General features: G+C 71.6%; 12 protein-coding genes. 6 read left to right on the plus strand and 6 right to left on the minus strand.

Annotation, left to right across the window (positions count from 1 at the left end):
• Positions 1–43 precede the first annotated feature (43 nt).
• On the plus strand, positions 44–1894 hold the full coding sequence (locus CJ301_RS11810) for a PAS domain-containing protein (RefSeq protein ID WP_162620510.1): 1851 nt from the start codon (positions 44–46) through the stop codon (positions 1892–1894).
• Between the two features lie 82 nt (positions 1895–1976).
• Here the strand turns inward: CJ301_RS11810 and CJ301_RS11815 are convergent, their stop codons facing one another.
• From CJ301_RS11815 to CJ301_RS11830, 4 genes are all read right to left on the minus strand, one after another.
• The gene (locus CJ301_RS11815) at positions 1977–2939 is read right to left on the minus strand and encodes a formylglycine-generating enzyme family protein (RefSeq protein ID WP_099277536.1); all 963 of its coding nucleotides are present in this window, start codon (positions 2937–2939) and stop codon (positions 1977–1979) included.
• Complete coding sequence (locus tag CJ301_RS11820; protein WP_099277537.1) at positions 2929–3351, minus strand: GntR family transcriptional regulator; 423 nt, start codon at positions 3349–3351, stop codon at positions 2929–2931. The genes CJ301_RS11815 and CJ301_RS11820 overlap by 11 nt, the downstream gene beginning before the upstream one ends.
• Before the next feature lie 436 nt (positions 3352–3787).
• Positions 3788–5194 carry an ATP-binding protein gene (locus CJ301_RS11825; protein ID WP_099277539.1) on the minus strand — a complete coding sequence of 469 codons (1407 nt, stop codon included), beginning with the start codon at positions 5192–5194 and terminating at the stop codon, positions 3788–3790.
• Positions 5191–5856 (minus strand): response regulator, encoded by a 666-nt coding sequence (locus CJ301_RS11830; RefSeq protein WP_099277541.1) that lies wholly within the window; start codon positions 5854–5856, stop codon positions 5191–5193. Before CJ301_RS11830 ends, CJ301_RS11825 begins: the two co-directional genes overlap by 4 nt.
• Before the next feature lie 84 nt (positions 5857–5940).
• On the opposite strand from CJ301_RS11830, the gene dsbD reads away from it, so the two are divergent.
• From dsbD to CJ301_RS19390, 5 genes are all read left to right on the plus strand, one after another.
• The gene (dsbD, locus tag CJ301_RS11835) at positions 5941–7800 is read left to right on the plus strand and encodes a protein-disulfide reductase DsbD (RefSeq protein WP_099277542.1); all 1860 of its coding nucleotides are present in this window, start codon (positions 5941–5943) and stop codon (positions 7798–7800) included.
• Positions 7797–8615: a TlpA disulfide reductase family protein gene (locus CJ301_RS11840; RefSeq protein ID WP_099277544.1), complete on the plus strand. Its 819-nt coding sequence runs from the start codon at positions 7797–7799 to the stop codon at positions 8613–8615. Before dsbD ends, CJ301_RS11840 begins: the two co-directional genes overlap by 4 nt.
• A gap of 166 nt (positions 8616–8781) precedes the next feature.
• The gene (locus tag CJ301_RS11845; protein WP_099277545.1) at positions 8782–9417 is read left to right on the plus strand and encodes a DsbA family protein; all 636 of its coding nucleotides are present in this window, start codon (positions 8782–8784) and stop codon (positions 9415–9417) included.
• A gap of 83 nt (positions 9418–9500) precedes the next feature.
• On the plus strand, positions 9501–10067 hold the full coding sequence (locus CJ301_RS11850; RefSeq protein ID WP_099277546.1) for a L,D-transpeptidase: 567 nt from the start codon (positions 9501–9503) through the stop codon (positions 10065–10067).
• Between the two features lie 108 nt (positions 10068–10175).
• Positions 10176–10622 (plus strand): hypothetical protein, encoded by a 447-nt coding sequence (locus tag CJ301_RS19390; protein ID WP_099277548.1) that lies wholly within the window; start codon positions 10176–10178, stop codon positions 10620–10622.
• Here CJ301_RS19390 and CJ301_RS11860 read toward each other — a convergent pair.
• Both CJ301_RS11860 and CJ301_RS11865 read right to left on the minus strand, forming a co-directional pair.
• Positions 10542–11135, minus strand: coding sequence for a class I SAM-dependent methyltransferase (locus CJ301_RS11860; protein WP_099277550.1), 594 nt, complete (start codon positions 11133–11135; stop codon positions 10542–10544). The two genes, CJ301_RS19390 and CJ301_RS11860, sit on opposite strands and share 81 nt — an antisense overlap.
• A gap of 131 nt (positions 11136–11266) precedes the next feature.
• Positions 11267–12279 (minus strand): hypothetical protein (locus tag CJ301_RS11865; RefSeq protein WP_099277552.1); only part of this gene is annotated, 1013 nt, incomplete at its 5' end.

Raw genomic sequence — 12279 nt, forward strand, 5'->3', positions numbered from 1 at the left:
GCTACACCAAAGTATGGGTCGGGAGGGAGCACGGGCGGGCGCGATGGAAGCAATCGAGACGGGCAGCTTCGACAGAACCGGGCGGCATCGCGAGGATGCGGGCTTTCTCGCCGCGCTGGACGAGGCGCCGCTGCCGATGTGGCTGTCCGGTCCCGATTACGAAGGCACCTATTTCAACACCGCCTGGCTCGACTTTCGCGGCCGCAGGCTCGAACAGGAGATCGGCGGCGGCTGGCTCACCGGCATCCACCCCGACGATCTGCCCGCGCTCGACGGCTATGCCTCGGCGCTGAGCGATGGCCAGCCCTTCCAGGCCGAATACCGGCTGCGGCGGCATGACGGGGCGTGGCGCTGGTTTCTCGACACCGGCAAGCCGCGGCTGGACGCGCAGGGCCGCCTTCTCGGCTATATCGGCAGCTGCGTCGACATCACGGAGCGGCGCGAGACGCTGCAGGCGCTCGCCCATGCACAGGACCGGCTGGAGCTGGCGCAGGAGGGCGCGGCGCTGGGGCTTTATGACTGGGACATGACCGCCGGCCGGGTGACATGGTCCGAGCAGATGTTCCGGCTTTACGGCCTGTCGCCGGATCTCGGCGCGCAGGGCGACCCCGACACGCTGATCGCGGCCTGGATGGGGCAGCTGCACCCCGAGGACCGCGCGCGCTGCGCGGCGGATCTGCGCGAATGTCTCGATTCGGACGAGATGGAGCGGCTCACCATGTCGTTCCGGGTGATGCATCCCGAAACGGGGCTGCGCTGGATCGAGGGGCGCGGCCGGCTCGCGCGCGATGCGCAGGGCCGCCCGGTCCGGCTGACCGGGGTGAATTTCGACACCACCGAGCAGCACCGGCGCGAAGAGGCCCGCGCCCGCGCCGCGATGCTGCTGCGGATGAGCGCGGATCTCGCCGATCTGGGCAGCTGGGAGCTCGACCCCGCGACCCGCAAGATCACCGCTTGCCCCCGCGCCGCCGCCCTTTTCGGCCTGCCCGAGGACGAGGCGCCATGGCCGCTGGCCGCGGTTCTGGCGCGGCTGGCCCCTGAGGACCGCGAGGCGATGCGCGCGCAGCTGCGCGCCGTGCTGGAGGAGGATGCGGAGACGGCCGGGGTCTACAGGGTGCGGGACGCCGAAGGGCGGACGCGCTGGCTCAGCACCCGCGGGCGGATGGTGCGGCTCTTCGACGGCAGCACCCGGCTGATCGGCGCGCTGACCGACGTCACCGCCGAACGGCAGCGCGAGGCCGAGCGCGAGGCGGAGCTGGAGCGCCGGCGGATCCTGCTCTCGGAGCTGAACCACCGGATGAAGAACAACCTGCACCTGATCCTGTCGATGCTGCGGCTGGAGGCGCACCGCTCGGGCCGGCCCGAATGCTTCGAGGCGGCGACCAAGCGGATCGAGGCGGTGGCCGACCTGCATGCGCAGCTGGGCTTCGGCGAGGATGCCGGGCGGCTGCGATTCGACGCCTATCTGGAGGAGATGGCCGAAAAGCTGCGCCGCTCGGCGCTGGAGGGCACCGACATCGCGCTCGATTGCACCACCGTGCCGGTCGATCTCGACCTGGGCCGCGCGGTGCCCTTGGGGCTGGTGGTCAACGAGCTGGTCACAAATGCCCTCAAATACGCCTTTCCCGCCAATCGCGGCCGGATCGGGTTGCGCCTGGAGACGGCGCAGGACGGCGCGATCCGGGTCATCGTCTCGGATGACGGGATCGGGCCGGGAGATGGGGCGGGCAATGATGCGGAGGCGGAACCGGCCTCGGGCCTCGGCGCGGGGCTGGTGACGGGGCTTTGCGCGCAGATCGGCGCCCGGATCGAAAGCCGCAGCCTGCCCGGCATGCGGCACGAGATCCATCTTCCGCCGCAAGGTGAGGCAGCCGCCTCGCCCGGTGCGGCCTAGAGGCCGGGCGCGAGATCCATCCGGCGCGCCGGATGGATCTCGCGCCCGGACCGAGCAGCACCTGCACCCGTTCGACTGATCCTCAGCCGGGTGGGGCATCATAGACCACCCGGAACCCCGTATGGCCGCTCGTGCTGTCGGGCGTGTTGCCGGTACGAGCGGCGATACGGTACCGGTAGCAATAGCTGCGGTGGCACAGGAACGAGCCGCCCTTGAGAAGCTTCCGCCCCCTGGCCTCCGCGTTGATCCGCCGGCCCGCGCTCGATGCGGAGCGCACGCGGAAGGGCTCGGCCGTCCACTCCCAGACATTTCCGACCATCTGGTGAAGCCCGTAGCCGTTCGGCGCGAAGGCCATCACCGGCGCAGGCCCGGTATGGCCGTCCGCGCCCGTATCCTGGGAGGGAAAGCGGCCCTGCCAGATGTTCAGGCGGTGCTCGCCCTCCTCCCCGGGCTCATCATCGCCCCAGGGAAACCGGACATCGCCCAATCCCCCGCGCGCGGCATGCTCCCATTCCACCTCTCTGGGCAGCCGACCGCCGGCCCAGCTTGCAAACGCCCGCGCATCCTGCCAGGCGACATGCGTCACCGGCAGATCCTCCGCGGGGGCCTCGCCTTCGGGCCCCGTCGGATGAGCCCAGTCCGCTCCGTCGATCCGGCGCCACCATTCGAGCCCCGCCACGCCCAGCGTGCCCTTTACGCCGCCCGGAACATGGCTGTGAAAGACGAAGGACCAGCCCAGCCGCTCGGCCACGGTGACATGGCCGGTCGCGGCGACGAAGCGGCGGAACTGCCCCACGCTGATCGCCCCGGCCTCCCACCACAGATCCCTGACACGCTTGTGGATGGCGGGGCCTTCGACATCGCCCTCGATCATGGGCCGCATCGTCCCGAGCAGCGCGACACCGCCGGGCACGGCCACGCAGTTGCGCAGATGCTTGCCGGGCTCCGCGACGGGCGGCGCGGCAGGCGGCACGACGGGCGGCACGACGGGCGGCGCGCAGGAGCCTTCCCGCCGGGGCCCGCAGCAGCCCGTCTCACCCCTCATGGCGGCGCGCCTTGTCCTTGAAGTTCAGCCCCTCGATCTCCTGCTCGATGCGTTCGAGCTCGGCGATGCCCTCGGCACTGGCGGTCTCGACGAAGAGCTTCAGCAGATAGGGCTCGAGCTGGTAGCCGACCTCGGCCACGTCGCGCACGAACTCGGTGTCGATCGGCCGCACCCGCGCGCCCTGGTTGGGAACGAACAGCACCAACCCCTCGCCGCGCAGCTGTTGCAGCGCTTCGCGGACCGGGTTGGTCGATGTCCTGTGCCGCTTCGCAAGCTCGGAGACCTTCAGCCGCGCATCGGCCTCGAGCGCGCCGGACAGGATATCGTGGCGGATGGCGGCATGGATCGAGGACGAGGAGGTCTCGACGCTGTCCTCCCCGGCGGAAAGCGCAATGGGCCCGATCGCAGTCATGCCGAACCGTTCATATCGAATGTGGCAGATGTCAAGACTTTCCGCCAATTCGTACTCTAGGCATCACTTATCATACATTATTCAGGGGAAGTGCATGTGTCATCGCCGATTTGGGGTGATACCGCCAAAGCCGGTTGCGGCGAAGCCCTCTTGCGGGATCCGCTGCACGAATGCCTGTGATCCGGCGAGGCGTTGCACCGCTAGGGTCCGAAAAGCGGTACCGGCGGGGTCGAGATCCTGCACGACCCCGAACCGGATCTGGCGGGCAACCACCTCGACGACATGATCGCCGGACCGGACGGCACGCCATGGGCCGGCACGATGTCGGAGAGCGCGAAGGGTGCGCTCTATCGCTACGACGAGGCCCGAAGCCCCCGCCCCGTCAGCGGTCGGCGTGCGTCCTTGCCGTGACCGGTGCACCGCGCCCAAGGCAGGCTTATGCGCGCGCGGCCGCGTCCTTGCCTTTCGGGGTCCTGCCGCTTTCGCGGTCCGGTCCGGCGCAGGGCAGCGCGATCCGAACGGCCTCGCCACCGCCCGTCCGCGGCGCGAAGCCAAGCCGTCCGCCGAGCCGCTCGACCGCCACCTGCGCGATCGCCAGCCCCAGCCCGCTGCCGCCCGCGGGGGCGCTCGTGCCGCGAAAGAAGCGCTCGGTCACGCGGGTCCGCTCGGCTTCGGGGATGCCGGGGCCGCGGTCGAGCACCGACAGCGTGATCCGCGCATCCCGCGCCACGCCCTCGATCACCACCTCTTCGCCCGCCGGGCTCGCCAGCACGGCGTTCTCGACGATATTGCGCAGCGCCACCGCGGGCAGCACCGGATCGGGGATCCGGCAGAACAGGCCCGGCGCCACCTTCAGCACCAGCCGCACCTCCCGCCCGGCGGCCAGGCGCTGCATGTCCTGCGCCAGATCGGACACCAGCCGCGTCACGTCGATGACCTCGCCGCCCCCCGCCGGAGCGCCGTCGACGGCGGCAAGCTCGAGGAGCTGGCGCACCATCCGGTCGGTCCGGGCGACGCCGCTCTCGATCCGCGCCAGCGCCTGCCGCCGCGTCGCCTCGTCCGGTGCCATGGCGGCGATCTGCGCCTGCGTCTTGATGCCGGCAAGCGGTGTCTTCAGCTCATGCGCGGCGAAGGCGGTGAAACTCTTTTCCCGGGCGCGGGCGGCGGCGACGCGGGCGAACAGCCCGTCGAGCGCCGCCCCCATGGGCCGGATCTCGCGCGGCAGCGGGCCTGCCGCCACCGGGCCGAGATCCTCGGCCGCGCGCTGCCCCAGCGCCCGCGCCATCCGGCCGAGCGGCGCAAGCCCGCGCCCGACGCTGATCCAGATCAGCGCCGCCAGCACCGGCAGGATCGCCAGCGCCGGCAGCAGCAGCCCGCGCGCCACATCCGCGACCAGGCGGTCGCGCACGGTGAGCCGGTCGCCGACCATCACCCGCAGCCCCAGATCCTCGTTGATCATGGTGTAGACCCGCCAGGCCTCGCCATCGACGAGACTGTCGGAAAAGCCTGTCTGCTCGGCCGCGAGCCGCCCCGAGGGCGCGCTCGCAGACGCGCCCAGCAGCGCCCCGTCGAGCGACCAGATCTGGCACGACAGCTGGCGCGCATAGTCCGCGCCCGCCGCCGGCACGGGCAGGTCGCGCGCCACCGGCCCGGCCGTGGTGACGTCGATCCGCCGGTCGGAGATCAGCGAAGAGACCATCTGCGCCGCCTCGGCGAGCCGCGCGTCGAGCACCTGTTCGACCTCCGCCCGGGTGGAGTGCTGGATCCACCAGACCGCCGAGAGCCAGACCGCCCCCGTCGCCGCCAGCAGGATGGCGAACAGCCGCACCCGGATCGAGGTCATGGCCGCGCCTCCGCGAGGCGGTAGCCGACGCCGCGCACCGTCTCGATGAAGCCCGCCCCCAGCTTGGCGCGCAGCTTGTGGACATGCACCTCGACGGCGTTGCTCTCGACCCCCTCCTGCCAGCCATAGAGACGCTCTTCCAGCCGGTCCTTCTCGACGATCACGCCGGGGGTCTCGATCAGCGCGCGCAGCACCGCGAATTCGCGGCGCGAAAAGCGCAGCTCGCGCCCCGCCATCTCGCCGCGCATCCGCGACGGGTCGAGCCGCAGCCCGTTCCATTCGAGCAGCGCGCTGGCCCGCCCCTCGGCGCGGCGGATGATCGCGCGCAGCCGGGCGCTGACCTCGCCGAGATCGAAGGGCTTGCCGAGATAGTCGTCCGCCCCGGCGTCGAGCCCGCCGATCCGGTCGCGCACCTGGTCGAGCGCGGTGAGCAGCAGCACCGGCACCCGGTCGCCGCCCGCCCGCAGCGCGGCCAACAGGTCGAGCCCCGAGCCGTCGGGCAGCATCAGGTCGAGCACCACCGCCGAAAAGCCGCCCTGCGCCAGCGCCTCGCGCGCATCGGCGCAGCAGGTCACCAGCTCCGGGGTGAAGCCCTGCAGCCGCAACCCGACGCTCAGCCCGTCGGCCAGCGTCTCGTCATCTTCCACGATCAGAATCCGCATCGGGCCTCCGGTTGTCATCCTTGCCGCCGCCATTGCGCCACCGGCCTTAAGGGTCGCTTAAGGTAGCCCGCCGATCGGGGCGTCATGACACGGATCTCACCCTACCCTGCCGCCCTGCGGCGCGCCATCATCGCCCCGCTTCTCGCGGCGCTGTCCCTTGCCCTCTTCGCCGCCGCCGCCCTCGCGCAGGGCGACGCCTTCGACAGGCAATCGCCGCCGATGGACCCGCGCGAGGCCTTCGCGCTCGAGGTCGAGCCGCAGCCGGACGGCAGCCGCCTGCTGCGCTGGGACATCGCCGAGGGCTACTATCTCTACCGCGACTACCTCTCCGCCGAGACCGGGGACGGGGCAACGCTGCCGCTCGAGACCGAGCCCGGCATCACCCAGGACGACCCGACCTTCGGCACGGTCGAGGTGTATTTCCAAGAGGCCGAGGCGCGGATCGGGCCGGTGCAAGGCCCGGTGCACGTGACCTATCAGGGCTGCCAGGATGGCGGGATCTGCTACCCGCCGGTCACCGACACCCTGCCCGCGATCGAGGCCGCGGCCGCGCCCGCCGCCGGGGCGGACCCGGCCGCTCCTGCCCCCGCCCCCGCCCCCGCCGAGGAGACGGTGGCCGAACAGGCATCCGGGGGCGGCATCACCCTGGCCGAGGACAGCGGCCTGCTCGACGGTCTGAGCGCCCGCGGCGGCCCGATTCTCGTGCTGGCGGGCTTCTTCGGCTTCGGGCTGCTGCTCGCCTTCACCCCTTGCGTCTTTCCGATGTTCCCGATCCTCGCAGGGCTGCTGGCCGGGCAGGACGGCACGGTCGGCGCCCGGCGCGGCGCGCTGCTCTCGGGCGTCTACGTGCTCGCCATGGCGGCGGCCTTCGGCCTTCTGGGGCTCATCGCCGCCTGGTCGGGCCAGAACCTGCAACTGGTGCTGCAATCGCCCTGGGCCGTGGGCGTGGTCGCGGTGATCTTCGTGGCGCTGGCGCTGTCGATGTTCGGCCTTTACGAGATGCGCCTGCCGCAGGCCTGGACGGCCCGGCTGTCGGGTGTCGGCGCGGGCCGGGGCGGCACGCTGGGCGGGGCCGCGGCGCTGGGCTTCACCTCGGCGCTGATCATGGGGCCTTGCGTGACCGCGCCGCTGGCGGGCGCGCTCCTTTACATCGCGCGCACCGGCGACGCCTGGCTCGGCGCGGGCGCGCTCTTCGCTCTCGGGCTCGGTCAGGGCGTGCCGCTGCTGATCGCGGGCACCTTCGGCGCGCGGATGCTGCCGCGGGCGGGCGCGTGGATGGAGGGGGTCAAGGCCGCCTTCGGCGTCGTCTTTCTCGGCATGGCGATCTGGCTCGGTGGCCGGCTGCTGCCCGGCCCCGCCGTGCTGGCGCTCTGGGCGGCGCTGCTGCTCGGCGCGGGCGTCTTCATCGGCGGGCTGGACCGGCTGGAGCCGGGCTCCGGCGCGGCGCCGCGGCTTCGAAAGACCGCCGGTCTCGCCGCGATCCTCGTCGCCGTGTTCATGGGGCTCGGCGCCGCCGCGGGCGGGCAGGACCCGATGCGCCCGCTGGCCGGCCTGCGCCCGGCCGCGGCTGCGCCCGGCCCCGCCTCGGACGAGATCGCCTTCACCCCCGTTGCTTCGGTGCCGGAACTCGACGCCGCGCTGGCGCAGGCCGACGGGCCGGCGATGATCTACGTCACCGCCGACTGGTGCGTCACCTGCAAGGTGATCGATCGCCGTCTCTGGCCCGACCCGGCGGTGCGCGAGGCGCTGGCGGACACCACGCTCATCGCCGCCGACCTGTCGGAGTTCGACACCGCGGGGCAGGCGCTGCTCGATCACCTCGGCTCGGTCGGCCCGCCGACCATGGTGTTTCTCGACGCGGCGGGGCGCGAGGCCCCGGGCAGCCGCCTGATCGGCGAGCCGGGGGTTGAAGAGGTCGTCGCCTCTGCGCGGGCGATCCGATGAGCGCGGTCGCGATCGGCCCGCTGGTGTTCTCGGGCGAACGCTTCCTCGCCGTCGTCGCGGTGCTCGTCTTCATCGCCGCCACCGAGATCGCCGCCTGGCGCCGTCCGGCGCAGGCCGAGGCGCTGCGGCGCTGGTCGCTCATCGCCGTGCTCGGCTGGGTGATCGCGGCGCGGGCGGGGTTCGTGGCGATGCAGGCCGACAGCTTCCGCGCGGCGCCGCTCGACGTGTTCAAGCTCTGGCAGGGCGGTTTCGCGCCGTGGGCGGGCCTGCTCGGGCTGGCCCTCGCGCTGGTCGCGGCGCTGCTGCGCCACCCGAAGGCGCTGCCGCCGCTGCTGCTGGCCGCCGGCCTTGCAGGGTCGGGGGTCGCGGTGACGCAGGCCGCGCTGCCCGACCAGGCGGGCGGCCGCCTGCCCGCGATCCACCTCACCGAGCTGTCGGGCCGCCCCTACCCGCTGGCCGAAACGGCGGGCCGGCCGCTGGTGGTCAACCTCTGGGCCACCTGGTGCCCGCCCTGCCGCCGCGAGCTGCCGATGATGATGGAGGTCGCCGCCGAAACGGAGGGCGCGCAGATCCTCTTCGTCAACCAGGGCGAGACGGCGGCGGTGATCGAGCGCTACCTCGCGGAGCAGTCGCTCGGCACGGCCGGCATGCTGCGCGACCCGGAAGGGGTGGTGATGGAGACGTTCGAGCTGCTCGGCCTGCCGACCACCCTGTTCTTCGACGCCGAGGGCCGGCTGCAGACCGCCCATACCGGCGAAATCTCCCGCGCACAGCTGCAGGCGGGCATCGACGCGCTCGAAGGGGCCGCCCCATGAGCCCGGCCCTGCGCCCCCGGCGGTGGCCGGAGCCGCCCGCGCGGATGCCGATCCCGGCGGCCTGCGCCACGGCCCCCGCACACGATCCCGCACACGATCTTGCACACGATCCCGACCCGTCGCCCCTGCCCGCCTCCCGGCGGACGACCAACCAAGGAGAGACCACATGACCAAGCTCACCCGCCGCACCGCGCTCACCGGCGGCCTGCTCGCCCTGGGCGGCACCGCGCTCTGGACCGCGACGCGCCCCTCCGCCCAGGCGCAGGACGGGGCGATGCACCCGACCATCGAGGAGGTGATGTTCGACCCCGCCAACCCGGTGCTCGGCAATCCCGAGGGCGATGTCACCATCGTCGAGTTCTTCGATTACCAATGCCCCTACTGCAAGTCGAACCACCCGGTCCTGAAGGAGGTGGTCGAGGCGGACGGCAATGTCCGGCTGGTGATGAAGGACTGGCCGATCTTCGGCGCGCCCTCGGTGCGGGCCGCGCAGCTGGCGCTCGGCGCGGCCTCGCTCGACTCCTACCTGACCGCGAATGACGCGCTGATGGCGACCGAGGGCCGGCTCGACGAGACGCTGATCGAAGAGACGCTGACCGAGGCCGGGCTCGATGTCGCGGCGCTCGACGCCGCCTACCGCGAGAACCGCAGCACCTGGGACGGGCTTCTGACCCGCAACAGCGCGCAGGCAGCGGCCTTCCACCTGCGCGGCACCCCCGCCTTCATCATCGGCACGGCGATCTATCCGGGCGCGATGGACAAGGCCGGGCTCGAGAACGCGGTCGCAACGGCGCGCGGCTGATCCCTTTTTCCAAGGCCGGGACATGGCGGCCGCGGCCTTTCCCACCCCCCGGCCTTCCCCCCCAGAACAGGAGCACAGACAAGATGAGCATCACCCCCACCCGCCGCCAGGCGCTTCTCGGCGGCGCCGCCGCCGCGGCCGCGCTGGCCAGCCCCGCGCTGCTGCGCGCCCAGTCAGCACAGGCCCCGGTGCAGCGCAACGTGTCGAGCTTTCGCACGCAGGACTGGCGGGATCACTTCGACACGCTCGGCATCGCCACCATTGTCGCCGACACATCGTCGCGGGCGCTGCACTACTGGAACGCCGATGCCTCCGACTACCGGGTCTACCCGACCTCGATCCCGATCTCCGAGGAGCTGACCAAGCGCGGCTATACCGAGATCGTCCGCAAGCGGGTCGGCCCCGACTGGACCCCGACGCCGAGCATGCTCGAACGCAACCCCGAGCTGCACTACATGCCCCCCGGCCCCGACAACCCGCTCGGCACCCATGCGATGTATCTCAGCTGGCCCGCCTACCTGATCCACGGCACGCATGACACGCGCAAGATCGGGCGGCCCTCCTCGGATGGCTGCATCGGCCTTTACAACGAGATGGTCGCGGAACTGTTCGAGATCGCCCCGGTCGGCACGCAGGTGCGCATCATCTGATGCCCGTGATCTGAGCCCGCGCGGGTGGCACGGGCTGGACCGTTGCCACCCGCCATACCATTCGTGCCCGCCAGAGGCTCCGCCCGAGCGCGCAGCGGAGGAAAGACGGTGGGACAGGGTCCCGGCCTTCTGGCCGCCCCGACGCTGTTCGCCGCCCGGTATCCGGGCTCGCTCTTTCATGCCAGGCCGGTGGAGGTCCTCCCCGGCCGCGGCCATCCGACCAACATGGAGCAGGTCCGGCGCTACAGCCGCGACTGCCTCGTGGATCTGCGCGACGGGATCGGCGCGCAGATCCACGAGGGCGGCGGTCTGGCCGAGGCTTCTTACGTCGCCCCGAGCGCCTATGCGCATCTCGACACCTTCGACGAGCTGGCCAGCAGGAACGCGGGCCGCGTCCTCGGGCAAAGGGAGTTCGAGGGAGGCGCGCCCCGCGCGATTCGGAGCGCCCTCCTGATAGCGGAACAGCCGGCCCGGCTACGGCTTGATGGCGATGAGGTCGATCAGGGCGGACATGCCGACATGGCCTTTGCCCTCCTCGATCTCGCGCTCATATGAGGCGAGGCGGAGGATTTCGAAGTCACCGAAGGCTTTTTCGAGCAGGTCTTCGGTGTAGAGATTCTCCGCGTCCGGCGGGCCGCCGGTGCCATGAGCGATCTGCTCGGGGCGGTAGCCATGCAGCATCAGGACCCCACCGGGGCGCAAGGTCCGCTTCATGCCCTCGAAGATCCGCTTGCGCATCGAGGGGGGCGCGAACTGGATGAATATGGCGACCACGGCGTCGTATGCGCCGGGCTCCCAGTCCCAGTCATCTATGTCGGCAAGCGCGTGATGAACGGTGACGCCCCGCTCCTCGGCCAGTTTCCGCGCCTTGCCGATCGCGACCGGCGAGGCATCGAAGGCGGTGACATCGAGACCGCGCGCGGCCAGAAAGGCGGCGTTGCGCCCCTCGCCATCCGCGACGCAGAGAACGCGGCCATCCTGCGGCAGGTGGTTTGCATGCTCCGAGAGGAACCGGGCCGGATCGGTCCCGAAAAGGTACCCCGGCGCAGCGTATCGCTGATCCCACATGAGCGTTGTCTCCCGTGAAAATTGATCGCAGATCCAACCAAACGCGGCTGCCGAGGTCTAGTGGCCCCCTCCCGCCTTTTCGGACCAGCAAGGGGGGTAAGGCCGGCGAAGAAGAGGCCCTGAATGCGCGTTCAGGCCCACAGGCCGAAGCCCACGGCCCAGAGCGTCAGCAGCGTGCCGGTGACCAGTGCATAGGCGCCGTTCCACTTCAACCCGACATGCAGCGCGCTCTTCTTGGCAAAGCTGCCGGTGAGCAGCGTCGTCGCGGTGAAGGGCGAGGTGATGCCCGAGAGCGCCCAGCCGGCGGTGATCGCGATGAACAGCGCCACGGGGCTGACGCCCATCGCCTCCGCGCTCGGCAGCAGCGGAAACAGCAGCGTCACGCCCAGGATCGGGTTCATGCCGAGCTGCCCGGTGACGGGGATGAACCAGACCAGGAGCGCGAGGATCACCGGGCCGGGCAGCGCCGCGATCAGGGGGGCGAAATCGGCCACATGCGGCGCGATCAGCCCCGCCCCGGCGGTGCCGATATAGCCCGCCATCATCAGCAGCGTCAGCTCGGGGCGGTAGCGCGGCAGCTCCTGGGCCGCGAAGCGCCCCGCCCGCCCCCAGGCGCCGCGCGGCCCCGCCTGAAGCAGCACCCAGCCCAGCGCCAGAAGCGGCACCACCAGCAGCACCGCACCCACCACGCGCACCCCGAAGGCCACGTGCAAGAGCCAGACCGGCAGGCCCAAGAGCGCCAGGAGCGCCAGAAGCGGCAGCACCGCGCCCGGCCCGCCCTCGGGCGAATGACGCACCGGGGTGGTGGTGAGCCGGGGCCTGAAGATCTGGTCCATGGCCCAGCCGGTCCCGGCGACGATCAGCCCGGTCACCATCGCCGGCAGCACCGTGGCCTTGTAGGGGGCGGCGGGCAGCAGCGCGCCGGTGATCGCGACCGAGAAGGAGAGCGGCGACCATGGCAGCACCGAAACGAAGCCCCGCTGGATCGCCAGCAGCATCCGGCGCGTGCGGTGAAAGCGGATCTCGGGGTCGGGCTCGCGTTCGGAGCTTGCGACCGAAAGGCTGCCCAGCAGCGCGATCGAGCCGTAATTGAGCAGCACCGAAAAGGCCTGCCCGCCCAGGGTGAGCGCGAGGTAGCGCCGCC

It is taken from the genome of Limimaricola cinnabarinus (assembly GCF_002723615.1).
Lineage (GTDB): Bacteria > Pseudomonadota > Alphaproteobacteria > Rhodobacterales > Rhodobacteraceae > Limimaricola > Limimaricola cinnabarinus_B.

Excerpts from the sequence above, each read along its gene's own strand:
- CJ301_RS11810 (WP_162620510.1), top strand. The coding sequence starts at position 44 with ATGGAAGCAATCGAGACGGGCAGCTTCGACAGAACCGGGCGGCATCGC.
- CJ301_RS11815 (WP_099277536.1), bottom strand. The coding sequence starts at position 2,939 with ATGAGGGGTGAGACGGGCTGCTGCGGGCCCCGGCGGGAAGGCTCCTGC.
- CJ301_RS11820 (WP_099277537.1), bottom strand. The coding sequence starts at position 3,351 with ATGACTGCGATCGGGCCCATTGCGCTTTCCGCCGGGGAGGACAGCGTC.
- CJ301_RS11825 (WP_099277539.1), bottom strand. The coding sequence starts at position 5,194 with ATGACCTCGATCCGGGTGCGGCTGTTCGCCATCCTGCTGGCGGCGACG.
- CJ301_RS11830 (WP_099277541.1), bottom strand. The coding sequence starts at position 5,856 with ATGCGGATTCTGATCGTGGAAGATGACGAGACGCTGGCCGACGGGCTG.
- dsbD (WP_099277542.1), top strand. The coding sequence starts at position 5,941 with ATGACACGGATCTCACCCTACCCTGCCGCCCTGCGGCGCGCCATCATC.
- CJ301_RS11840 (WP_099277544.1), top strand. The coding sequence starts at position 7,797 with ATGAGCGCGGTCGCGATCGGCCCGCTGGTGTTCTCGGGCGAACGCTTC.
- CJ301_RS11845 (WP_099277545.1), top strand. The coding sequence starts at position 8,782 with ATGACCAAGCTCACCCGCCGCACCGCGCTCACCGGCGGCCTGCTCGCC.
- CJ301_RS11850 (WP_099277546.1), top strand. The coding sequence starts at position 9,501 with ATGAGCATCACCCCCACCCGCCGCCAGGCGCTTCTCGGCGGCGCCGCC.
- CJ301_RS11860 (WP_099277550.1), bottom strand. The coding sequence starts at position 11,135 with ATGTGGGATCAGCGATACGCTGCGCCGGGGTACCTTTTCGGGACCGAT.